The sequence below is a fragment of the Saccharopolyspora gloriosae genome, from assembly GCF_022828475.1.
Classification (GTDB): Bacteria; Actinomycetota; Actinomycetes; order Mycobacteriales; family Pseudonocardiaceae; genus Saccharopolyspora_C; species Saccharopolyspora_C gloriosae_A.
Genome location: NZ_CP059557.1, coordinates 933,885 through 956,563 on the forward strand (window position 1 = coordinate 933,885; position 22,679 = coordinate 956,563).

Annotated in this window: 21 protein-coding genes; 11 read left to right on the forward strand and 10 right to left on the reverse strand. The window is 72.6% G+C overall.

What is annotated here, in order from left to right; genetic code table 11:
* The first annotated feature begins 61 nt into the window (after nucleotides 1–61).
* From H2Q94_RS04010 to H2Q94_RS04025, 4 genes are all read left to right on the forward strand, one after another.
* Nucleotides 62–217, forward strand: a complete 156-nt coding sequence (locus H2Q94_RS04010; protein WP_309501127.1) for a SapB/AmfS family lanthipeptide — start codon at nucleotides 62–64, stop codon at nucleotides 215–217.
* Between the two features lie 371 nt (nucleotides 218–588).
* Nucleotides 589–864 carry a hypothetical protein gene (locus H2Q94_RS04015; RefSeq protein ID WP_243792131.1) on the forward strand — a complete coding sequence of 92 codons (276 nt, stop codon included), beginning with the start codon at nucleotides 589–591 and terminating at the stop codon, nucleotides 862–864.
* Complete coding sequence (locus H2Q94_RS04020; RefSeq protein WP_243792134.1) at nucleotides 759–2,249, forward strand: ABC transporter ATP-binding protein; 1,491 nt, start codon at nucleotides 759–761, stop codon at nucleotides 2,247–2,249. Before H2Q94_RS04015 ends, H2Q94_RS04020 begins: the two co-directional genes overlap by 106 nt.
* Complete coding sequence (locus tag H2Q94_RS04025) at nucleotides 2,246–4,300, forward strand: ATP-binding cassette domain-containing protein (protein ID WP_243792137.1); 2,055 nt, start codon at nucleotides 2,246–2,248, stop codon at nucleotides 4,298–4,300. The genes H2Q94_RS04020 and H2Q94_RS04025 overlap by 4 nt, the downstream gene beginning before the upstream one ends.
* A 12-nt stretch (nucleotides 4,301–4,312) precedes the next feature.
* Here the strand turns inward: H2Q94_RS04025 and H2Q94_RS04030 are convergent, their stop codons facing one another.
* The 5 genes from H2Q94_RS04030 to H2Q94_RS04050 all read right to left on the reverse strand — a co-directional run bounded on the left by H2Q94_RS04030 (nucleotide 4,313) and on the right by H2Q94_RS04050 (nucleotide 11,105).
* Entirely contained in the window at nucleotides 4,313–4,897 is a 585-nt protein-coding gene (locus H2Q94_RS04030; RefSeq protein ID WP_243792139.1) for a sigma-70 family RNA polymerase sigma factor, read from the reverse strand.
* Nucleotides 4,898–5,073: 176 nt separating this feature from the next.
* The gene (locus tag H2Q94_RS04035; RefSeq protein WP_243792141.1) at nucleotides 5,074–5,898 is read right to left on the reverse strand and encodes a hypothetical protein; all 825 of its coding nucleotides are present in this window, start codon (nucleotides 5,896–5,898) and stop codon (nucleotides 5,074–5,076) included.
* 497 nt (nucleotides 5,899–6,395) lie between these two features.
* Complete coding sequence (locus H2Q94_RS04040) at nucleotides 6,396–7,457, reverse strand: glycosyltransferase family 4 protein (RefSeq protein WP_243792144.1); 1,062 nt, start codon at nucleotides 7,455–7,457, stop codon at nucleotides 6,396–6,398.
* Complete coding sequence (locus tag H2Q94_RS04045) at nucleotides 7,454–9,967, reverse strand: glycosyltransferase (protein ID WP_243792146.1); 2,514 nt, start codon at nucleotides 9,965–9,967, stop codon at nucleotides 7,454–7,456. Before H2Q94_RS04045 ends, H2Q94_RS04040 begins: the two co-directional genes overlap by 4 nt.
* A gap of 235 nt (nucleotides 9,968–10,202) precedes the next feature.
* The gene (locus H2Q94_RS04050; RefSeq protein ID WP_243792148.1) at nucleotides 10,203–11,105 is read right to left on the reverse strand and encodes a glycosyltransferase family 2 protein; all 903 of its coding nucleotides are present in this window, start codon (nucleotides 11,103–11,105) and stop codon (nucleotides 10,203–10,205) included.
* 359 nt (nucleotides 11,106–11,464) lie between these two features.
* On the opposite strand from H2Q94_RS04050, the gene H2Q94_RS04055 reads away from it, so the two are divergent.
* The 3 genes from H2Q94_RS04055 to H2Q94_RS04065 all read left to right on the forward strand — a co-directional run bounded on the left by H2Q94_RS04055 (nucleotide 11,465) and on the right by H2Q94_RS04065 (nucleotide 14,704).
* Entirely contained in the window at nucleotides 11,465–12,568 is a 1,104-nt protein-coding gene (locus tag H2Q94_RS04055) for a glycosyltransferase family 4 protein (RefSeq protein ID WP_243792150.1), read from the forward strand.
* Between the two features lie 76 nt (nucleotides 12,569–12,644).
* Entirely contained in the window at nucleotides 12,645–13,775 is a 1,131-nt protein-coding gene (locus H2Q94_RS04060) for a glycosyltransferase family 4 protein (protein ID WP_243795516.1), read from the forward strand.
* Nucleotides 13,776–13,828: 53 nt separating this feature from the next.
* Nucleotides 13,829–14,704, forward strand: coding sequence for a glycosyltransferase family 2 protein (locus H2Q94_RS04065; protein ID WP_243792152.1), 876 nt, complete (start codon nucleotides 13,829–13,831; stop codon nucleotides 14,702–14,704).
* A 116-nt stretch (nucleotides 14,705–14,820) separates the two neighbouring features.
* Here H2Q94_RS04065 and H2Q94_RS04070 read toward each other — a convergent pair whose 3' ends face one another.
* Nucleotides 14,821–15,249, reverse strand: coding sequence for a hypothetical protein (locus H2Q94_RS04070; protein WP_243792154.1), 429 nt, complete (start codon nucleotides 15,247–15,249; stop codon nucleotides 14,821–14,823).
* 724 nt (nucleotides 15,250–15,973) lie between these two features.
* On the opposite strand from H2Q94_RS04070, the gene manB reads away from it, so the two are divergent.
* The 4 genes from manB to H2Q94_RS04090 are packed head-to-tail and all read left to right on the forward strand — an operon-like array spanning nucleotide 15,974 to nucleotide 18,694.
* Nucleotides 15,974–17,080 carry a mannose-1-phosphate guanylyltransferase gene (gene manB / locus H2Q94_RS04075; protein ID WP_243792156.1) on the forward strand — a complete coding sequence of 369 codons (1,107 nt, stop codon included), beginning with the start codon at nucleotides 15,974–15,976 and terminating at the stop codon, nucleotides 17,078–17,080.
* Between the two features lie 7 nt (nucleotides 17,081–17,087).
* Nucleotides 17,088–17,990: a DNA-3-methyladenine glycosylase family protein gene (locus H2Q94_RS04080; protein ID WP_243792158.1), complete on the forward strand. Its 903-nt coding sequence runs from the start codon at nucleotides 17,088–17,090 to the stop codon at nucleotides 17,988–17,990.
* Between the two features lie 51 nt (nucleotides 17,991–18,041).
* Nucleotides 18,042–18,299, forward strand: a complete 258-nt coding sequence (locus H2Q94_RS04085; RefSeq protein ID WP_397545421.1) for a FitA-like ribbon-helix-helix domain-containing protein — start codon at nucleotides 18,042–18,044, stop codon at nucleotides 18,297–18,299.
* Nucleotides 18,296–18,694 (forward strand): type II toxin-antitoxin system VapC family toxin, encoded by a 399-nt coding sequence (locus H2Q94_RS04090; protein WP_243792164.1) that lies wholly within the window; start codon nucleotides 18,296–18,298, stop codon nucleotides 18,692–18,694. Before H2Q94_RS04085 ends, H2Q94_RS04090 begins: the two co-directional genes overlap by 4 nt.
* Before the next feature lie 10 nt (nucleotides 18,695–18,704).
* Here the strand turns inward: H2Q94_RS04090 and H2Q94_RS04095 are convergent, their stop codons facing one another.
* From H2Q94_RS04095 to H2Q94_RS04110, 4 genes are all read right to left on the reverse strand, one after another.
* A complete protein-coding gene (locus tag H2Q94_RS04095) occupies nucleotides 18,705–19,280 on the reverse strand; it encodes an NUDIX hydrolase (RefSeq protein WP_243792167.1) in 576 nt (191 codons plus the stop codon).
* A 53-nt stretch (nucleotides 19,281–19,333) separates the two neighbouring features.
* A complete protein-coding gene (locus H2Q94_RS04100; protein ID WP_243792169.1) occupies nucleotides 19,334–20,677 on the reverse strand; it encodes a coenzyme F420-0:L-glutamate ligase in 1,344 nt (447 codons plus the stop codon).
* Nucleotides 20,674–21,681, reverse strand: a complete 1,008-nt coding sequence (cofD, locus tag H2Q94_RS04105; RefSeq protein WP_243792171.1) for a 2-phospho-L-lactate transferase — start codon at nucleotides 21,679–21,681, stop codon at nucleotides 20,674–20,676. Before cofD ends, H2Q94_RS04100 begins: the two co-directional genes overlap by 4 nt.
* A gap of 143 nt (nucleotides 21,682–21,824) precedes the next feature.
* Complete coding sequence (locus tag H2Q94_RS04110) at nucleotides 21,825–22,568, reverse strand: site-2 protease family protein (protein WP_243792174.1); 744 nt, start codon at nucleotides 22,566–22,568, stop codon at nucleotides 21,825–21,827.
* Nucleotides 22,569–22,679: the final 111 nt, after the last annotated feature.

The following is a 22,679-nucleotide window of genomic DNA, read 5'->3' on the forward strand; positions in this document are numbered from 1 at the left end:
GAGCCTTCGGCGCGGCACCACGAACTCCGGACGGAACACCGTGCGGACAACGAGGAAAACGATGAAGGGAACGACCATGGAGATGGTTCTTCAACTGCAGGAGCTCGAAGCGCACAACGACGCCTCGTTCGGCGGCGGTGGCGCCGACAACGGCAGCAACCTGAGCCTGCTCGTCGCCTGTGCGAACAGCACGGTCAGCTTGCTCACCTGTAACTGAGCCCCGGTCGCGCGGCGGTGCCGGTGGGTGTGGTGGCCACTGCTCATCGGCCCCGCCGTCGGCCGGACAACGGCGAAAGCCGTTGGCGCGCAACGAAACCGCTCAAGATCAGAGGCGCCTGTCTTGAGCCTCAGGTGCGCCAGGTGGATGTCCCCCAACCCGGCAGAACCGACCAAAGGGGACATTCACCGGCTCCGGCCGACGAGACCGGGAGCCCGCCCGGCCCGGCAAGTGGGGTGAGTGGCCCGTTCGACCGGTGAGTCGGTCGAAGGGGCGTTCACCTGGTTCGGCCGGTGGGGCTCCTGTGGTCGGTCGGGTTGCGGGGCGTTCGGGGCACGTCATTCGGGCGTGGGGAAGGAGGTGGGCGTCGGATGGTGGACGAGGATCGGGTGCTGGCCAGGGCCGTGCGGGCTCAGCGCGGGGCGGTGGTGCTGCTCGTGTTCACCGCGCTGGCGGCCACCGGGTGCGCACTGCTGGTGCCCGCCGCGCTGGCGCGGGCCGTCGACGCCGTCGTCTCGGGGGCGGCGGCGCCGTCGGGCCGGTGCTGGTGCTGCTGGTGCTGGGCAGCGGCGGAGTGTTCGCCCACGTTCTCGCGGCGCTGCTGTCGGCCAGGATCACCGCCGCCACCACGGCACGACTGCGGGTGAACCTCGCCGAGCACCTCGTGCGCATCGGGCACCGCGGCCCGTTCGCCGCCGGTGACTCCGTCAGCCGCATCACCGGTGACTGCGCCGGCGCGGGCCAGATCACCGCGACCCTGGTGGAGATCATCACCGCCGCACTGCTGTCGGCGGGCGCCCTCGTCGCGCTCGCCCTGCTGGACTGGCGGATCGCGCTCGTCTACTCGGTGACGTTGCCGCTCGCGGTGCTGCTGGCCCGATCGCACCTGCGCAGCACCGCCGCCGACCTGCTGGCGTACCAGGAGGCCTCCGGCGAGCTCGGCGCGCGCCTGCTGGACGCGGTCACCGGACTGCGCACCATCGCCGCCTCCGGAGTCGCCGAGCAGGAATCGCGACGAGTGCTGCGCCCGCTGGACCGGCTGGGCCAGGCCGGTGCCGGAACGTGGCGCACCCAGGCCCGGTTGATGTGGCGGGCCGGGCTGCTGCTGCCGTCGGTGCAGATCGTGGTGCTCGGCGCGGCCGGTGTCGGTGTGCTCGGCGGGCGGCTCACCGTCGGCGACGTGCTCGCCGCGCTCGGCTACGCCACCGCGGGCATGGGGATCATCCGGCAGTCCACGCTGTTCACCGTGCTCGCGCGCGCCCGCTCCTGCGCGGTGCGGATCACCGAGGTGCACCGGAACAGCCCGGCACCCGCCGGTGCGCGGGCGTTGCCGCCGGGGCCGGGGGAGGTGCGGGTGGACGGTGTCGCGGTAAGCGGCGCGCTCACCGGCATCGACCTGCTCATCCCCGCGGGCACCGTCGTGGCCGTGGCGGGACGGTCCGGTTCCGGCAAGTCCACGTTCGCCGAAGTGCTCGGCGGCCTGCGCCCGCCGGACCGGGGCCGGGTGCTGCTCGACGGGGTGCCGCTGCCGGAACTCGACCCGGCCGAGCTGCGCGACGCCGTCGGCATCGCCTTCGAACGGCCGATGCTGCTCGGCAGCAGCGTGGCGACCGCGGTGTCCTACGGCGCCGACGAGGTGGACGTGGCCGCGGCCTGCCGGGCCGCTCAAGTGCACGACCTGGTGACCCGGCTGCCCGACGGCTACCTCACCCCGCTCGCCGACGCGCCGCTGTCCGGCGGTGAGGCGCAGCGCCTCGGACTGGCCCGCGCGCTCGCCCGGGAGCCAAGGCTGCTGGTGCTCGACGACGCGACGGCGGGCCTCGACACCGTCACCGAAGCCCGCGTGGAACACGCGATGGCCGTCGCCCTGCCCGGCCGGACCCGGATCGTCGTCACCAACCGGGCGGGCACCGCGCACCGCGCGGACCTCGTGGTGTGGCTCGACGACGGCCGAATCCGCGGCACCGCCCCGCACGACGAACTGTGGGCCGACCCGGACTACCGCGCGGTGTTCACCGAGGGGGCCGCGTGAGCGTCGCCGCCGATTACCGGCGTTCCCTCGCCGGGCACTGGCGCGGCTGGGCGGTGCTGTTGGCGTGTTCCGCGCTGGAGGCGTTGCCCGCGCTGCTGTCCGGGACGTTCGTGCGCAACGCCGTCGACGACGGGTTCGCCGCGGGCAGGCTCGGCGTCGGCGTGGCCTGGCTGCTCGCGTTCACCGCCGCCGCCGTGCTCGGAGCCGCCGGAGTGCGGTTCGTGTGGCGGCGCATCGGTGTGATCGTGGAACCGCTGCGGGACTCGCTGGTGCGCCGCGTCGTGCGCGACGTGCTGCACGAGACGGCGCCGCCGCGCGGCGGACCGGATGCGGCGGGCGTCGCGCGCGTCACCCAGCACGTGGAGATCGTGCGGGACGCCACCGCGGGACTGCTGGTGCAGGCCAGAGGGCTGCTGGTCACGGTGGCCGCCGCGCTCGCCGGTGTCGCCGCGCTGGATCCGCTGCTGCTGTGGCCGGTGGCGCCGCCGGTGCTGCTGGCCGTGTTGTTGTTCTGCGGATCGCTGCCCGCGCTCGCCCGCAGCCAGCGCGACCTCGCCCTCGCCGACGAGCACACCGCGACCGAAGCGGGCGCGGTGCTCACCGGATTGCGCGACGTCGTCGCCTGCGGCGCGCAGGACACCGCCGCCACCACGATCCGCGCCGCGATCGACGAGCAGGCTCGAGCGGCGATCCGGATGTCCACCGCGACCGCGCTGCGCACCCTGATCATCGGTGGCGGCGGGCTGCTGCCCGTGGTGCTGGTGCTGGCCATCGCCCCGGCCGCGGTGGCGGACGGGCGCCTCAGCGCGGGCACCGTGCTGGGCGCGCTCGTGTACGTCACCGGCACCGTGCAGCCCGCGCTGCACGGGCTGGCGACGACGACCGGATCGGTGCTGCTGCGGCTGATGGTGGCGCTCAACCGGCTCGGCGAGATCAGCCCGGGCACCGGAGAACACCCCGGCGGGACTGGCGACGGCGGGACCGGGAGCGGCCGGGGGACTTCGCGGAACCGAGAGGATTCGGGACACCGGCGCACTTCGAGCGGGTGGGGGAGTCGCAACGGCCGAGGGGCTCGGAACGACCCGAGTACTCGGAACGACCCGGGCGCTCGGAACGGCCCGAGTACTTGGAACGGATCGGGCGCTCGGAACGACCCGGGCGCTCGGAACGGCCCGAGTACTTGGAACGGATCGGGCGCTCGGAACGACCCGGGCGCTCGGAACGACTCGGGGACCGGGAACGGCCGAGGCGCACCGAACGATTCGGGCGCTCAGAACGGCCGGGGAGCTCGGATTCCAGGCGGCGCAGGGGAGTTCGGTGGCTGGGACGTCGAAGCGCGCGGGCTGACGCACCGCTGGGGCGAACACGCCGAACCGGTGCTGCGGGACCTCGACCTCGAACTGCGGCCCGGAGATCACCTCGCCGTGGTCGGGCCGAGCGGCATCGGCAAGTCCACCCTCGCCGGGCTGCTCACCGGCACCACCGGCCCCACCGGCGGCTCGGTGCACATCGGCGGCATCCCCGTCGCCGAGCTCGACCCCGCGCACCGGCACCGGCTCATCGCCTTCACGCCGCAAGAGACGTACCTGTTCGCCGGAACGGTGCGGGAGAACCTGGCGCTGCTGGCCGCGGAAGCCACCGACGCGCACCTGCTGGCGGCGGTCACCGCCGTCGGCGCCGGCGAGCTGGTGCGCGAACTCGGCGGGCTGACCGGCCCCATCCGGCACGGCGGAGCGGGCCTGTCCGCCGGGCAGCGGCAGTTGCTGGCGCTGGCCAGGCTCTACGCGAGCGAGGCGCGGATCGTGGTGCTCGACGAGGCCACCGCCCAGCTCGACGGCCCGGCGGAGGCCCACGCCGAACGTGCCTTCGCCGCGCGCGGCGGGGTGCTCGTGGTGATCGCGCACCGGCTGGCCTCCGCACGCCGCGCGAACCGGGTGCTGGTGCTCGACGGCGACGGCGCCCACTTGGGCACCCACGCGGACCTGCTGGCCCGCTCGCGGTCCTACGCCGAGCTGCTGCTGGCGTGGACCGGTGTCGCGGGATCGAGCTGAGCGAATCGTGGCTCACCGCTGGGCGTGCAGGCAGTCGCGCAACCGGATCAGCCCGTCGCGCAACCGCGTCTTGACCGTGGAGGCCGGGGCCGCCAGCCGCTGCGCCGCCTCGCGGTAGGTGAGCCCGCAGTAGTAGGTCAGCGTGACCGCTTCCAGCTGCAACGCCGTCAGCGTGGACAGGCAGCGGCGGACCTGCCGGTACTCGCCGCGGGTGAGCACCGCCTCCACCACCGAGTCGTGCGCGATCTCGTGCGATCGTGCGGCGAACCGCGTTTCCCGTTCCCGCGCGGACCGCACCGAACGCAGCCGGTCCACGGCCCGTCGGTGCGCCACCGTGAGCAGCCAGGCGACGGCATCGCCCCGCTCCGGCCGGTAGCGGGCGGCGGTGCGCCACACCTCGACCAGCGCCTCCTGGGTGACCTCCTCGGCCTGCTGCTCGTCGCCGAGCACGTCGCGGGCCACCGCGTGCACCAGCATCGCCGTGCGGTCGTAGAGCAGCTCGAATGCGCGCAGCTCGCCCGCACCCGCCCTGAGCAGCAGATCCTCCGGGGCGTCCCGCTCCATCCGCTGTCCCCCGGTGTCCAGGGGCTGAAGCATTCGCCCTCCCGTCCGGCCGCTCCCGATGAGCCATCCGTCGACCGGTATTCGGTGCGGACCGGTCCGGCGATGGGTGAAACCGCGAATTCGACTCCAAAAAGCGCAAATCGGGTGCTCACGAAAAAGGCCACCGGCGGCGCTGCACGCCGTCCGGTGGCCTTCGCCGGAGCGCCCGATCAGATGCCGAGGCCGCCGGTCAGGTCGCCCAAGGTGCCCTCGACGCCGCCGACGGGGCCGTCGGCGCCGGTCAGCGGGGCGGTCAGGTCCGCCATCGGGGCGACGCCGCCGACCACGTCGTCCACCGGCAGCGAGCCGGTGACGTCCTCGAGCTGCCCGGTCACGTCGCCGCCGTCAACACCGCCGAGGTCCTGCAGGCCGCCGGTGAGGTCGCCGCCCTGGACGCCGCCGACGGTGTCCTCGAGGCCGCCGACGACGTCGGTGACGCCGTTGCCCGCGACGTTGCCCGCGTTGAGGTCGCCGGTCAGGCCACTGATGTCACCGGTGTTGATGTCGCCGACCAGGCCGACCTCGTTGCCGTTGCCGACGGGTGCGCCGGCCTGGTTGTCCGAGAAGGCGGTGTCCTCGCTGCGGGACATCTCGGTGCTGTTGCCGCTGTTGTCGGTGGACTCCGCGTCGGTGGTGCGCGTGGTCGGGGTCAGCATGTCCTCGACGTCGCCGAGCGAGGTGAAGATCTCCGGGGTTGCCATGTTCGACTCCATGTCATCGGGGCCGTTCGGGAGGAACGGCATCAGGTCGGCGAGGGGCACGCCGTGGCCTTCGGCGGCGAGCGTGATCAGGCCCGGGGGCAGGGCTCTGGTGAACTCGTCGACGATCTCGACCGGTGCGTGATCGAGTGCCAGAGAGGCGGCGTGCACCACGTCCGCATTGCTGAGCTCGTGCAGTCCCGCCTGATCGAGGAATGCTCTCGGTTCCGCGTTGAACTCCGCCCGAGACTGCGCACTGGTCACCATCATCCGCAGGAATTCGTACACCGTCACCACGGTCCGAACCCTCCATTCAGGAATTCCGCACGAGCTGGCCGGAACAGTTTTCAGCAAGGTCATCGGAACTCCGTCGCACAGCCGCCACCGAGGTCTCTTCGCCTCGATTTCGGAGTCCGATCGCACCGTGACCGTCGCGCCGCCGAGCTGCTCCGCCCGTGGTCACCACGCTAGGTGTCCCGCCGAGAGCCGTGTATGGGGCTGATCCCCCATGGGTTTCCCGTCTATTAGGGGATCGGCGTCCGAAGGGCGCGGAAACGACAGTTCAGGAACACGAGAGGGAATCGATTGGTCGATTTCTTGTGGGATTGAGCACCGGATTTCCGAGGGTCTTCGTATCGATTGGGAGAACAAATCGAGATCGACCAATCGGAAAGCCCCTCGGCTACGAAAGGGTTCGTTCCGAAGTGGAGCGAACCGCTTACCGTGCGGTAACTATGGCACGGCCCGCGGTGGATGTGGTCACGTTCCGGAGAACCCGCGGCACCGGTCGTACATCACCGAGCGCGCTGATACGCCCGCAGCGTCGCCTCCGCGCAGCCGCGCCAGGTGAATCCCGCCGCGTGCGCCCGGCGGGCGGCCGCCGCGGCCGGGTCGACCGGCGCGGCCACGGTGCGCTGCAACGCGGCGCGCAACGCGTCCGGATCGCCGTAGGGCACGAACTCGGCGAGCCCGCCCGTGACCTCCCGCAGCACCGGCAGGTCCGAGCACACCACCGGAACCCCGCACGCCAGCGCCTCCAGCACGGGCAGCCCGAAACCTTCGTCCCGCGACGGCAGCACCAGCGCCCGCGCCCCGGCCACCACGCTGCGCAGCTCCCGCTCCGGCAGGTACCCGGTGCGCAGCACGTTGCGCACTTGCCGCGCCTCACCGGGGCCGGCGATCACCAGCGGCGGCAGCTTCCGGTCGTGGCCGCGCAGCAGCACGTCGACGCCCTTGCGCGGACCTTCGGCGCCGACGAAGACGAAGTAGTCGTCCGGCAGGCCCAGCCGATGCAGCTCCGCGCCCGGCGGGGCGGCTTCGAACCACTCCGGATCCACCCCGAGCGGTGTGACGACGATGCTCTCCCACGGCACGCCGAACCGTTCCGCGACCGTCTCGGCGACCGCCGCGCTCGGCGTGCACACCACCGCAGCCCGGCGCACCGAAGACCGCACCAACTCGGCGAAACCCGGTTCGGCGACCTCCTCCGGAGCGTCCAGGAACGCCAGATCGTGCACCGTCACCACGCCGCCCGCGCGCATCGCGGGCGGCAGCACGAAATTCGTGCCGTGCACCAGATCGGCGCCACCGGCCAGCAACTCGACCGGCGGGAACGGTGCCCGCGACCACGCCGCCCGCAACGCCCGCGCCGGAACCGGAATCCCCGCCGCCCGCACACCCGGCGGCACCGCCGCGCGCAACGCCCGCCGGCCCCGCGAGGTGAAACCCACCGCCCGAACGTCCACATCGGACATGCGGCCGAGTTCGGTGCTCAACGAGGACGTGTAGCGGCCGATCCCGGTCCGCCTGCCCAACAGCGGAGTGCCGTCGAGCAGGACCCGCAGCGAGGTGCTCACCGCTTGCGCAGCCGATCGCCCGCCAGCCTGCGCAGCCGGCCGCCCGCTCGCTTCGCGACCTCGATCGGGCCGCCCGCGTCCAGATATTCCCGCAGCAGCGCCACATCCCGGCGCACCGCCTCCACCCGGTCCGGCGGCTGCGTCCGGGTCAGCGGAGCCGACGCCCGCAACCGGTCCGCCGCCGGGCGCGGGTCGCGGCAGAACTCCGTCAGCGGCGCCAGCACCGACTCCCAGGTGAACCGCTCCCGCACCACCTCGATGCGCTCTCGGCAGGACGCGGCGAACTCCGCGTCGTAGAGCACCTTCTCCAACGCCGCCGCCAGCGCCGCCGGGTCCTCCGCCGGAACCACCACGCCCAAGCCCTCCTGGCGCACCAGGTCGGCGAAGGAGTCCCCATCGGTGGTCACCACCGGCAGGCCCGCCCACAAGTAGTCCAGCACCCGGGTGCGGAACGCGAACGTCGTCTCCACGTGCTCGAAGTGCGAAGTGACCCCGCAATCGGCGTCGAGCAGGTAGTTCTGCCGCTCCGCGTACGGCACCCACGTCTCGTTGAAGAACACGTGCTTGCCGGTCAAACCCAACCTGCTCGACAGATGGCGGGTCCGGTCCGCCATGCCCATCTCCGGCACGTCCGGATTCGGGTGCTTCATGCCGAGGAAGAACAACCGGATGTCGTGGTGGCGCTGCGCGACCTGCCCCACCGCGTGCAGCAGCGTCAGCGGATCGAACCAGCTGTACACGCCACCGGCCCACAACACGACCTTGTCGTCGGCGTCCACACCCGGCTGCGCGCCCTTGATCGCCGGGCCGGTGCGGCGCGGCGCCACCGAGGACAGGCCGAACGGCACCACCTCCAGCAGCGAGCGCACCGTCGGATCCGTGTCGTACAGGCCCGGCGTCAACCGGCCCAGCGAAGCCAAGTGCCCCAACCAGAAATGCCGCTGCCGCTCCGAGGCGCACAGGAAGAAATCACCGCGCCGCAGCTGCGTGTTCAGCACCTTCGTCACGCCGCGCAGATCGGCGGCGCGGCGCTCGTCGTCGGTGTCGCGGCCCTGCTCCAGCAGTTCCAGGTGCATCGGGTCGTACACGTCGCAGACCACGACCTTCGTCGAGTCGGCGTGCTTGAGCGCGGGCACCATTTCCAGGACGTGGCCCTGCACGATCACGATGTCCGCCCAGTCGACGTGCGCGGCGAGCTCCCGCGGTTTCGCCGCCACCACCGGGAACTTCGACTCCGGCGGGTTCACGTGCGCGTTCACGCTCACCAGCCGCACGTCGTGTTCGGCGCCGAGCACCTCCGCCATGTGCCAGGCGCGGATCGCGGGTCCCGCCATCCGCTCCGCCACCGCGTCCCCGGTGAGCACCGCGATGGTGCGGGGCCGCCCGAACACCTCGTCCAGGCCGAACGCGTCCACCAGCACCTCGTGCGCCGCCAGGTAGCGCGGCAGCGGGTAGGCGGGCTCCATCGCCTTGCGCATCAACGGAACCAGGTCCGCGTCCGAACGCACCCGCGCCGCCTGTTCCACCGCACGGGCCTGCTTGAGCTGCGGCAGCAGCTCCACGAACTGGTCGATCGCCAGCATTCCCGCCAGCGCGTCCCGCGCGATCGGCACGTCGTCGGCGAAGTCCGGGCCTTCCGGGCGGCGCGTCATCTCCAGCTGCTGCGCGTCGATGTCGCCGCGCGCCGTGGCGCGGCGGATCGACAGCGCCATCGCGGCGGGCAGCACCTTCGCCAGCGTCTCGTCCGAGACGTTCTTGTACAGCGCGGCCAGTGCGTTGCGCTCCAACAGGAAGTTCTCCCGCGCGGAGGAGACCTCCGCCATCGAAGCGTGGTGGCGGTGGTAGGTCAGCGACCGCGGCTCGTAGCGCACCCGCCAGCCGCGCAGGTTCAGCCGCCAGCCCAGGTCCACGTCCTCGTAGAACATGAAGAAGCGCTCGTCGAAACCGTCCAGCGCCGCGAACAGCTCCGCGCGCACGAACAGCGCCGAACCAGTGCCGAACAGCACATCCCGAGGCGCGTCGTGCGCACCGTCGTCCGGTTCGCCCGCGTGCCGCTTGTAGCCCATGCCGAACCAGGTGAGTCCGCCGTCGACGAAGTCGACGAGCTCCCCCTCCCAGTCGAGGACCTTGCTCGCCACCGCGCCCACCGTCGGTTCCGCGCGCAGCACCGCCACCGCCGCCCGCACCCAGTCGCGGGCCGGGCGGGCGTCGTTGTTCAGGAACGCCAGCACCTGCCCGGTGGCAGTGCGCGCCCCCAGGTTGCAGCCCCCGGCGAAACCCAGGTTCGAACCCGGTTCCAGCACGGTGGCCTGCGGAATCTCCGATCGGATGCGTGCCGCGTCGGCACTGTCCGGGGTGTTGTCGACGCAGATCAGTTCCAGCCGGTCCGCCGGGTAGTCCAGCCCGTCGCGCACCGCCCGCAGGCAGGTGATCGTGTCGTCCGCCCCGCGGTGGTTGACCACGATCACGGAGACGGCCGGCAACGCAGCGGACTCGGAGGTAACAGCCACCCCCTAAGCGTGCCCTATCCCCGCGCACCGAGTGCACACAGTCCGCGAATCCGCCCAATCCCGACGCGCCGGCCGAAGCTTCCGAAGTGAACGGACCGTTCGTCCAGTCCGGTTGGTCCAACGGTCCGTTCACTCGAAACCGGTGTGCCGTGCGCCGGGGTTTTCGGGAGTGAACGGACCGTTCGTCCCATCTCGTTGGTCGAACGGTCCGTTCACTCCAGGCCTGCCGTGGTGATCAGCGGCCGGACCAGTGGCTCCACACCGCGGTGCGGTCGAGCGCCGTCGGCCGGCGGGCGCGCAACGCCGCCGGGGTCATCGCGAGGACCTCCGCGAGCACCCGAAGCCGCAGCCGGAGGCGGAAGTTCACCGGCGGGACCGGTGCTCCGCGCAGGCGGCGCAGCGGCAGCACCGAGGTCAGCGCGGCGAAGCGGGCCAGTTCGGCCGCCGCGACTCGCGCAGGCGCGCACCGCAGCAGCATGAGCAGCCGGTTGCGCTCGTTCCAACGGTGGAATCGTGACGATCCCGGACGGGTGCTGGCGCCGTGCAGGTGCACGACTCCGGCTCCGGGGGCGAACACCACCCGGCCACCGCCGAGCCGCAGCCGCCACGCCGTGTCGGTGTCCTCGTAGTAGCAGAAGAACCGCTCCGGAACGCCGCCCGCCGCACGCAGTTCCGCCGTGCGCAGCAGCGCCGCGCCGCCGCAGAACCCGAAGACTTCCGCGGCACCTTCCGCCGGGGAGATGTCGGTTCCGTGCCCGTCGGAGGTGAGGCGGACCCCGGCGGACTGGAGCTCGCCGTCCGGAGTGCGCATCGCGGAGGCCGCCGCCCACGCGCCTGGATCGGCGTCGAGCGCGTCCTCCAGTGCGGCGAGCCAGCCGGTGTCCGGTACGGCATCGTCGTTGAGCCAGGCCACGAACGGCGTCGCGACCCGGCGCAGCGCCGCCGCCATGCCGCCGGCGTAGCCGAGGTTCCGGGGCAGCCGCAGCACTTCCGGTTTCGACGGGTGCCGGGCGAGCAGCTCCGCGCTGCCATCGTCGGAAGCGTTGTCCACCACCAGTGTCCGATGTGGACGATCGAGGGCGGCCACCGCGTCCAGGCAGGCGGTGAGATGCGCTCGTCCGCGCCACGTCACCACCACGACCGTGCTCCGCACACCGCCCCCGCATCCGAACCGTCCGAGCCTGCCGCACCCGAGCTCGCCACGGCGACCTCGCCCGCCGAACCCTAGCCCGGCCACTGCGCCGCCTCGCGCCTGTGGATGGAACACGTCCCTGTGGGCAACTCCCGCGATCTCCCGAGAAATCGACATCCACGCACGCCAGGTATGCGGCAAGAACGCCACCTGAACCGGGCAGAAGCCCTGGAGCGCCCACCTGGCGGTTCTCAGGTTCTCGCCGAATTGCGGACCGCGGCCGAGGTGATCTTGGTCGCGGCGGCCGGCGGGGGACGGGGTGCTGACCTCGATGGACGGGCGAGCTCGGTGGTTAAGGTGAGCGGGTGCCTGAACTGGTGGTGATCGCGGAGCAGCTCGGCGCCGCCGTGCCCGGCGGGACGGGCCGCTACACCCGCGAGCTCCTGACGGCGCTGGCCGCGACCGCCCCGGACGGTTGGGAGGTCACCGCCGCGATCAGCCGCACCGGCGACCCGGGCCACGCCGCGGTCGACGGCGTGGGCGCCCCGAAAGTCCTGCCGCTGCCGCGAAAAGCCCTGATCGCGGCCTGGGAACGAGGCGTGCCGCTGTGGCCCGGCGGCGATTCGGTGCACGCCATGACGCCGCTCGCCCCGCCGCGCAAACGCGGCCGCGGGCTCGTGGTCACGGTGCACGACACCGTGCCGTGGACGCACCCGGAGACGCTCACCCCGCGCGGCGTCGCCTGGCACCGCCGCGCCATCGGCCGCGCCGCCCGCGACGCGGACACGCTCGTCGTGCCGACCGAGGCCGTCGCCGCCGACCTCGCCACCCGAACTCCGCTGCGAGCGGAGGTCCGAGTCGTCGGCGAAGGCGTCTCCCCGGCACTGCTGGCGCCGCCCGAGCCGGATCACGCGCGCATCGTCGCCGCCGCCCTGCCGCCGCACTACCTGCTGATCATCGGCACCATCGAACCCCGCAAAGGCCACGAGCACCTCATCGAAGCCCTCGCCCGGCCCGACGCGCCCGCGATACCGCTGGTGATCGTCGGCGAACCGGGCTGGGGCGACGTGGATCCGCTGCGCCTCGCCGCACGGCACGGTCTGCCCACCGGGCGGGTGCGGGTGCTGCGCGGCGTCGGCGACGTCGAACTCGCGGTGCTGCTGCGCAACGCGACCGCACTGGTCGCGCCCAGCCTCGCCGAGGGTTTCGGGTTGCCGCTGCTGGAAGCGATGGCCGTGGGCACTCCCGTCGTGCACTCCGACGTCCCGGCGTTGGTGGAAGTCGCGGGAACGGCGGGCCTCGCGGTGCGGCGAGCCGACCCCCGCGCGCTGGCTCGCGCCCTGCGCATCGTCGTCGACGACGAGGATCAGCGCGCCCGGCTGGCCGAAGCGGGGCCACGCCGCGCGGAGCATTTCAGCTGGGACCGAGCGGCCCGCGAAGTGTGGCGGGCGCACCTCGGCCGAACGTGAACCGGATTTGCGGAACCCGCCACGATCGACTCCGGCACCCCCGTACGCTGCACGCGTGCACAGAGGTGAGCCGCAGCTGCTCGTCGACGCCACCGCCGTCCCCGCGGACCGAGGCGGCGTCGGACGCTACGTGGATTCGCTGCTGGCCGCACTCGACCAGGACGGCGCGCAGCTGAGCGTGACCTGCCAGCCGCGCGACGCCGCGCTCTACGGGCGGCTCGCCCCGAACAGCCGGATCATCCCCGCCGCGGAGGCGGTGGCGACGCGCACCGCCCGGCTCACCTGGGAACAGACCACGTTGCCGCGGCTGGTGCGCAGGCTCGGCGCGGAGGTGCTGCATTCCCCGCACTACACGACGCCGCTGGCGAACCCGGCCGCCTCCGTGGTCACGCTGCACGACGCGACCTTCTTCACCGACTCAGCACTGCACTCCCCGGTGAAGGCCCGCTTCTTCCGCGCCTGGACGAAGGCCGCGCTGCGCCGGGCCACCCGGTGCGTGGTGCCCAGCGAGGCCACCGCCGACGAGCTGGCGCGCAGCGCGGGAGCCGACCGCGACGCGATGCACGTCATGTACCACGGTGTCGACCCGGACCACTTCCACCCGCCGTCGCCCGCGGAGATCCGGGCGGTGCGGGATCGGCTGGGACTGCGCGACCAGCCGTACGTGGCGTTCCTCGGCGCGCTGGAACCGCGCAAGAACGTGCCCGCGCTGATCAAGGGCTTCACCATGGCGTGCCGCGGCCGGGCCGACGACCCGGCGCTGGTGCTGGCCGGGCAACCGGGCTGGGACACCCGAGTGGAGCGGGCATTGGAACAGGTGCCGCACCGCGTCCGCGTCATCCGCGCCGGTTACGTGCCGTTCGCGGAGTTGCCCGGTTTCCTCGGCGGGGCGGAGGTCGTCGCCTACCCGAGCATCGGCGAGGGCTTCGGCCTGCCGGTGCTGGAGGCGATGGCCTGCGGCGCCGCGGTGCTCACGACGGGGCGGCTGAGCCTGCCCGAGGTCGGCGGCGACGCCGTCGCCTACTGCGGCGTGGGGCCTGGCGAGATCGCGAACGGGCTCACCGAACTGCTCGACGACCCGGCCCGGCGCTCGGCGTTGTCCGCCGCCGCTCAGCGCCGCGCGAAGGAGTTCACCTGGGCCGCGTGTGCGGCCGAGCACCGCGAGGCCTACTCCCGTGCGCACCACCTGCACCGCCGCAGCCGCTGACACGGGCTCACCGCCCCGCGGCCGCCGAACCCGGTTCGGCAGAATGTCCGAGCGTGACCGCCTCCTCCCGCAGCCAAGGCGACGAGCTCGCCATCGTCATCGTGACCTACTCGCCCGGCGAGACCCTGGACCGCAACCTCGACTCGATCAAAGCGGCCACCGACCGGCCGGTGCGGGTGATCCTCGCCGACAACGGGTCGACCGACGGGGCACCGGAACGAGCCGCCGAGACCCGTGCCGAGGTCGAATTCCTCCCGACCGGGGGGAACCTCGGCTACGGCGGCGGGGCGAACCGGGGCGTGGCCGCCCTCGACGACGAGGTCGGCTGGGTGGTGATCAGCAACGCCGACGTCGAATGGGCGCCGGGCGCGCTGGACGAGTTGCTCGCCGCCGCCTCCCGCTGGCCGCGCGGTGGTGCCTTCGGCCCGCTGATCACGGAACCCGACGGCAGCGTCTACCCGTCGGCTCGGCTGCTGCCCTCGCTGGGGCGCGGCGCCGGGCACGCGGTGTTCGGGCGGGTGTGGCCGGGCAACCCCTGGACGCGTGCCTACCGGCAGTCCGAGACGGCGGCCGCCGAGCGCACCGCGGGCTGGCTGTCCGGCTCGTGCCTGCTGATCCGGCGCGAGGCGTACGACGGCATCGACGGGTTCGATCCGCGCTATTTCATGTACTTCGAGGACGTCGACCTGGGCGACCGGCTGGCCCGCAAGGGCTGGCTCAACGTGTACGTGCCCAGTGCCCGGATCACCCACATCGGCGGGCACGCCACGTCGAAGACGCCCGGCAAGATGCTGATGGAACACCACCGCAGCGCCTACCGGTACCTGGCCGACAGGCACCGGGGAGCGGTGTGGGCGCCGGTGCGCCTGGCGCTGCGGGCCGCGCTCGCGGTCCGGGCTCGGCTGGAAGTGCGCGCGAGCGCGAAGTAGGGCGACGAGGACCGGGCGTCGCGCGGTTCGCGGCGCCCGCCTCCTACCGGCGGTCCCGGGCGGGTGCGGCGTCGACTTCCGGTGGCGCCGATGCGCGGCCGAGGTCGCGAGGCGGGCTAGTACTGCGGGTTCTGCCGAGCGGCCCGCGAACCGAGCGGACCGAACTGCCCTTCGGCGCGCTGCGCCTGGTACGGGTTCGGCGGCAGCTGGCCGTAGTCCTCCGCAGGCCAGCTGTACCCGTCGTTCTGCTGCTGCGAAGACTGCTGCTGACCCGATTGCTGCTGCGCGGGCTGCTGTCCCGCGTACTGCTGCCCGGGAGACTGCTGCCGCTGATCAGGGCGCTGCTGCGGCCGGGCGGACTGCGGGATGGCCATCGTCGAGTCGGCGTCGGCCGGTGCCTGATCGGCGGCGGCGACCACGGTGCGCGGGATTCGCACGGTCGTCGAGGCGTCCATCGGCGAGGTGGCGTTGTCCGGTGTGACGACGAACGCGCCCCGTGCCCGCGCACGAGCAAGTGTTTCGTCGGCTCGGTCCCGCGGGTCCATAGCGGTGCCTCTCCATGCTTTCGCCGTCGGGTTCTCGGCCGCTTCGCGACCGTTGCGCTACCGCGGTGCGACGCCGAGGTGCTCGCTGCGCCGCGGTCCCTTCGTGTTCTCGCCGTCTCGCGGCAAGGTATGCGTGCCTTGTCCGCCTCGCGGCACGGGGTTCGAATTCGGTGCGGAGTCCGGTTCCGATCCGTGTCGTCGCACTGTATCCGTCGTCCCCGGTTCGCGGCCGGAATTGGTGTCGGTGAACTTCCCGGTGTGCTCGTCACGTCCCGGCGGGAACTCCCCGCCGCGTCGCGACGATCATGGTGCCACCACGGTGCGGGTCGTCGCGATGCCGTGGGAGTGGTGCCGCGACGCCGCTCATGGCGTTCGTGCTCGGAAGAGATCCGGGACGACCGGACGGGTCCGGTGCCTCGAACTCGGTGCCCCGGTGCCGCGGGGCCGTTCCCGCGCGACGTCGTGCGGTGCGCCGGGACGGCCGTGCGGTGCCGGGGCGGGGTGTGGCCTCGGCGATCAGGCCCGGAGGTGACCGATTCCACTGAGCCGGAGCCCGGTCTCCATTATGCCGCCACCATTGTCACAGTATTCCCCCCAACGGGTTTTCGTCAGGATCTACTGGGCACGTCCGATGCCCGTTCGGGGAGCCCCCTCGGACGGCGCATCTCGGGGACGTACCCGTACCGGAGGCCGGGGCGACCCGGCGCGAGGAAGGAGGTCCGGTATGACCGCCGGTCCCGATGGTTCGCCCGGCCCGCTGCGCGACGCGGAGGCGGTGGTGCTGGTCGGTGGCCAGGGCGTGCGGCTGCGTCCGCTGACGCTCTCGGCGCCGAAACCGATGCTGCCCACCGCAGGGGTGCCGTTCCTGAGTCATCTGCTGGCGCGGATCCGGGCGGCGGGAATCGAGCACGTCGTGCTCGGCACCTCGTACAAGGCGGAGGTCTTCGCGGAGCACTTCGGCGACGGCTCCGCTTTCGGGCTGGAACTGGAGTACGTCGTCGAGGACGAGCCGCTGGACACCGCGGGCGCCATTCGCAACGTCTCGCACCTGCTGCGGGAGCGGGACGTGCTGGTGTTCAACGGTGACATCCTCTCCGGCCTGGATCTGCGTTCCCTGGTGGAGACCCATCGCGGCAGCGCGGCGGAGGTGACGCTGCACCTGGTCAAGGTGGACGATCCGCGCCAGTTCGGCTGCGTGCCCACCGACTCCGAGGGCCGGGTGACCGCGTTCCTGGAGAAGACGGAGAACCCGCCGGTCGACCAGATCAACGCGGGTTGCTACGTGTTCCGCAGGACCGTGATCGACGACATCCCCGCCGGTCGCCGGGTGTCGGTGGAGCGGGAGACCTTCCCCGGCCTGCTGGCCGACGGCGCGCGGCTGCAAGGCCACGTCGACTCCTCGTACTGGCTGGACATGGGGACACCGGCCGCGTACGTGCGGGGCTCGGCGGACCTGGTGCGCGGTGAGCTTCCGTCGGCGGCGCTGCCGGGACGGCCGGGGGAGGCGCTGCTGTTGCCGGGCGCGCAGGTCGCCGAGGACGCCGTGGTCGACGGCGGCAGCACCGTCGGCGCCGACGCCGTCGTCGCGGCGCGCGCGCAGGTCACCGGATCGATGCTGTTCGACGGCGCGCAGGTCGGCGCCGACTCGGAAGTGCGGGGTTGCGTGATCGGAGCGGGCGCCCGCATCGGCGACGGAGTGACGCTGCGCGGCGCGGTGATCGGCGACGGAGCGGTGATCGGCGACGAGTGCGAGCTGCTCGACGGTGCCCGCGTGTGGCCGTCGGTGGAGATCCCCGCAGGCGGGGTGCGGTTCTCGGCGGACCGGAGATGACGAGCTGATGCGCACCACCTGGCTTCCTCCGGCTCCGCTCGATCTGGCGCGGGTGCTCTCGCCTCTGCGCAGGGGCACCGGCGACCCGACGAGCTCGGTCGCGGAGTCCGGGGCGTGGTGGCTGGCGACGACCACCGCGCACGGCGCCGCGACGTTGCGGCTCACGAAGGACCCTTCCGGCGAAGTCGCCGCCGAGGCCTGGGGCGACGGCGCGGAGGTCGTGCTCGGGCGCGTCCCGGAGCTGCTCGGCGCCGCCGACGACGACAGCGGTTTCGTCGCCGCCCACGACATCGTCCGGCGCGGCAGGCGGGCCGCGCAGGGCATGCGGTTGTGCTCGTCCGGTCGGGTGTGGGACGTGCTGGTGGCCGCGGTGCTGGAGCAGAAGGTCACCAACCGGGAGGCGTGGCGTTCCTGGCGGGAGCTGTGCCGCCGGTTCGGGACTCCCGCGCCGGGACCGGCTCCGCACGGGCTGTGCGCGCCTCCGACGCCGCGCCAGGTGCGGGAGATCCGGGACTGGGAGTGGCACAAGGCCGGCGTCGACGGTGCCCGGCGGCGCACCTTGATCGCGGCGGCGGGCGTCGCGCACCGGCTGGAGCGGGCGGTGGAGCTCGGTGGTGAGGAAGGGCGCGCGCTGCTGCGGCACGTGCCCGGCATCGGGCAGTGGACGGCCGCCGAGGTCGCCCAGCGCGCCTGGGGCGATCCGGATGCGGTCAGCGTCGGCGACTACCACCTGTCGACCATCGTGGGCATCGCGCTAGCGGGCCGGCCGATGGACGACGCGGAGATGCTCGAAGCGCTCGCCCCCTACGCGGGCCACCGTCACCGCGCCGTGCGCTACCTGAGCGCGGCCGGCGCGACCCGCCCCCGTTTCGGCCCCCGCCTCCCGGCCCGCGACTACCGCACCAGCTGACCCATCACGCTGAAGACGACAGTGTCAGCACAATGCAGCTACAATGACTGCATGACGGCCATAACAGTTCGGAACGTGCCGGACGAGATCAAAGAGCTGCTCAGTCGCGCTGCAGAGCGCAGCGGGCAGTCGATGCAAAACTACCTGCTCGTCGTCCTCGAACGGGAGGCGAAGTTCGCGCGCAACGCGGAAATCGCCGAGATGGAACCGGTCGGTGGCGGCCCGCTCAGCATGGACGAGATCGTGGATGCCGTGCGAGCGGCGCGCGGTGAGGCGCCCGGCTCGCCGGGGGAGACGGGCGTCGCGTGATCGTTGTTGACACTTCGACTTTGGTGGCGTTCTTCCTCGGCGGAGATCACAGCGGCCCGCAGATCAGGAAGACGCTGGGGGCAGATCCCGGCTGGGCTGCCCCGCCACATCAGTCCGTGGAGCTGATGAACGTCCTTCGCGGATTGGTGCGGGGACGCAAGATCACCCAGGTGCACGCCGAAGGCGTACTCCGCCGCTCGAAGGCCACCTACATCGAGAACCTGCCGCTCACACCGCCGGTGTTGGATCGGATCTGGGACCTCCGAGGCGATCTCACCGCCTACGCCGCGGCGTACGTGGCGGTCGCGGAGGCGCACGGGATGGCGTTGGTGACGGGGGGCCGGCAGCTGGCCCGGACGGAGCGGATTCGGTGCGAGCTCCGGCTCGTCGGGTGAACCGTCGTGATCAGCGCAGGTGCGGGCGGGCTGCGTCGAGCAGCGGGCCGAGGTCGGAGTCCGCGGGCAGGGCGCCGATCGGCCACCAGCGCAGGTCCAGGGACTCGTCGCTGCGCACCGGTTCCGCGCCGGCGGGAGCGCGCACGAGGTAGCGCACGTCGAAGTGCCGCGTCGGCAGGCCCAGCGAGCAGGTGATCGGATGCACGTCCACGTGCACCGGCTCCGAGTCCACGACCAGCCCGCTGACACCGGACTCCTCGGTGGCTTCCCGCAGCGCGGCACCGGCCAGCGAGGAGTCCTCCGGTTCGCAGTGCCCGCCGAGCTGCAACCACTTCCCGACGCGCGGGTGCAGGGTGAGCATCACGTGCTCACCGGCCGCGTCGACCAGCACCGCCGAAGCCGTCACGTGCCCCGGCTCGCACGCGCGCTGGCACGCGTCCGGGCGCGCGTCGAGCAACGTGAGGAACGCGTGCCGCAGTGCGTCCTGCGTCGCCTCCGCCGGAGCCCAGCCGCGCAGCGTGCGCACCGCGTCCGCGTGCGGCCCCTCGCCGGTCTCGCCGATCATGTGCTCGCCCTGTTCCGTCATCACCGCACCAGTCTCCCCGCTCCGGCCGGAGCGCCACCCGGAGACCTGGCGCCTCACAGCTCCAGCAGGCCGTCGTCGAGTTCGCGCGGCGGGCGGGGGCCGTCGACCGGTTCGGCAGGATGGCCGACGGCCACCGCGCCGAGCGGTTCCCACGACTCCGGCAGCTCCAGGGCGGAGCGCACCACGTCCGGGCAGAACAACGTCGAGGACACCCAGCACGACGCGAGTTCCTCCGCCGCCAGCGACACCAGCAGGCCCTGCACCGCGGCGCCGCCCGCGACGGTGAACATCGCCCGCTCCGCTTCCGAGCGCCGCGCGTCCGGATAGTCGTGCGAGCCGTCCCGGACCAGGAACGGCAGCACCAGTTCCGGCGCCTCGTACAGCAGGTCACCGCGGCCCACCCGGCGCTGCGCGGAGCTCTCCTCGCGGCCGTCGCCGCGCAGGTCGGTCAGCCACGCCGTGCGCATCGCGTCCAGCAGCTTCGCGCGCAGCGCCTGATCCCGCAGCCACACGAACCGGACCGGCTTCGTGTGGTGCGGGGCGGGCGCGGTCAACGCGGCCCCCACCGCACGCCGCACGGCCTGCTCGTCGACCGGTTCCGCGCTGAACGAGCGCACCGACCGGCGCAGCAGCACCGCTTCCCGGCGGCCCTGCGCGATGGCCTCGTTCGTGCCCAGCCGGAACAGGTCGTGCTCCACCGGCCGGGTCAGGTCGCGGGCGGCGGAGCCGTCGTCCTCGGTGCGCAGCCCGCGCACCACCGCGACGGGGACGCCGCCGAGCTTGCCCTTCACCAGGTCCGCGGCCGCCGCGATCTCGTCGGCGACGGCGACCTCGGTGACGGCCAGCTCGTTGCCCTGCGAGTCGATGCTGCCCTCGTAGTGGTGCAGCACCCGCAGGCCCGCGGCGCCGATCGCGGCGTCGGTCTGCCCGTTGCGCCAGGTCCGGCCCATCGTGTCGGTGATCACCACGGCGACCTGCACGCCCAGCCGGTCGGCCAGCCCGGCCCGCAGCCTGCGCGCCGAGGCGTCCGGGTCCTCCGGCAGCAGCGCGATCTGGTTCAGCGCCACGTTCGAGGCGTCCACGCCGGACGCGGCCTGCACGATGCCCAGCCGATTGCGGGTGATCAGGGTGTTGCGGAACCGCGCCAGCACGGCCGTCGACTCGGAGCGCACCAGTTCGCGGCGCAGCTGCTCGCGGGCCTCCGGGTCGTCGGGCGTGCGGACCATCCGGTCCTCGGCCTTCGAGATGACTTTGCTGGTGACCACCACGACGTCCCCGTCGGACAGCCACGGCGCGTTCGCGGCGATGGACGCCGCCACATCGTCGCCGGGGCCGAACTCCGGCAGCCCGGTCACCGCGAACAGCTGAAGTCCGGCGGTCGCCGCGTGATCCCTCATGACGCCTCCGGGACCGTGAGCCCCGCCGCCGCGAACGAGGCCTTCGCCATCTCCGCCGTGGTGTCCACATCGGACATCAGCAGCGGCACGTCGCGCACCGTCACGCCCGGCACGTCCGCCTTGTCGCCGGTGTGCACCAGCCAAGCGTCCAACACGCCGTCATCGGACTCCGAACGGGAACCGTAGAGCCTGCCGACGGCCTCGGCGGAGGTCTCCACGCCGATCGCGGTCAGGCAGGCGTCGGCCATGCCGCGCAGCGGACGGCCGTCGATGATCGGGGACAGGCCCACCACGGGCGCCTTCGTCGAGCGCAGCGCCGCGCGGAATCCCGGCACCGCCAGCAGCGTGCCCACGCTCACCACCGGGTTCGAGGGGGCGACCAGCACCACGTCGGCGTCGGCCACGGCCTCGGCCACTCCCGGTGCGAGCGTCGCTTCTTCCGCGCCGACCGGCACGATCGCGCTCGCGACCGGCTCCGCGCGGTGGCGCACCCACCACTCCTGGAAGTGCACCGCGGCCGGGTCGCCGGTGGCCGGGTCTTCGATGGCGACGTGCGTCTCCACCCGGTCATCGCTGACCGGCAACAGCCGCACCCCGGGACGCCAGCGATCGCACAGCGCCTCCGTCACCGCCGACAGCGGATAACCCGCCCGCAGCATCCGGGAACGCACCAGGTGCGTGGCGATGTCCCGGTCGCCCAGCCCGAACCAGCTCGGTTCGGCGCCGTAGGCGGCCAGTTCCTCCTTCACCGACCACGTCTCGTCGACGCGGCCCCAGCCCTTCCCGGTGTCGATGCCGTCGCCGAGCGTGTACATGCAGGTGTCGAGGTCCGGGCAGACCCGCAGTCCGTGCATCCACACGTCGTCGCCGATGTTGACCACGGCGGTCACCTCGTGCGGGGACTCGCGGTCACCTTCGCCGAGCGCGGGCATGCCCAGCGCCGCTTTGACTCCCAGCAGGAACCGCGCCCCGCCCACTCCGCCGACCAGTGCTACGACCTTCACCCCGCGATCCTCGCACGTGGGTCGGGCCGTCCGGTCGGGAACCTGGGCGCGGAGGATGTCCGCTGCGTCACCGCGCGGCTCGGCACCGGCGGCGGTGCCGGGGGCGGTTCGTACGGACGTCGTGGTGCGCGGCAGGTGCCGGCTCAGAACTCCCAGAAGCGGAAGTACGACTGACCGATCACGGACAGGTCGTCGTTGCCGCCGACCGCGCCGAACACCAGGTAGGCCAGCGCGAAGAACACCTGCCCCACCGGCCGCACCGCGAACAGCAGCACGAACAGTGCCAGCGGAGCCCACATCCGCGCCTTCTCACCCAGCTCGCGCGCCCGGTACGACAGCCACGGCTCGATCGCGCCGTAGCCGTCCAGGCCCGGAATCGGCAGGATGTTCAGCACGAACGCGATCACCTGGAGGAACGCCAGGTAGGACAGGCCCGCGCCCAAGAGACCCGGCATCGGGAAAAGCTGCACCACCGCGGTGATCAGCATCCCCAGCACCAGGTTCGTCAGCGGCCCGGCCAGCGACACCATCGACTCGGTGCGCCGGGAGCGCAGCGCGTGGTGGTTGATCCACACCGCGCCGCCGGGCAGCGGAATACCACCGGCGATCACGAACAGCAACGGCAGCACGATGCTCAACACCGGATCGGTGTAACGCCGCGGATCCAGCGTCAGGTATCCCTTCGCCTGCACCGCGCGATCACCACCGCGGAATGCGGTGATCGCGTGCCCGAACTCGTGCAGGCACAACGACGTCGCCCAACCGCCCAACACGATCAGCACCACACCGGTGACACTCGCGAACGAGTTGTCGAACGTGGCCAGCACACCGCCCAGAACGGTCGCGCCGAGCAGGCCGAGGAACAGGGGACTCACGCGCTTGTTCACCCCTTCAGTGTCCCTGTCCCGCACCGGGCGTTCGGGACCGGCGGGTGAAAAGCCTCGATCCAGGCTGCGCGGAGCCGCCACCTGGAGTATCAGGACGCGAACAAAAGTGTG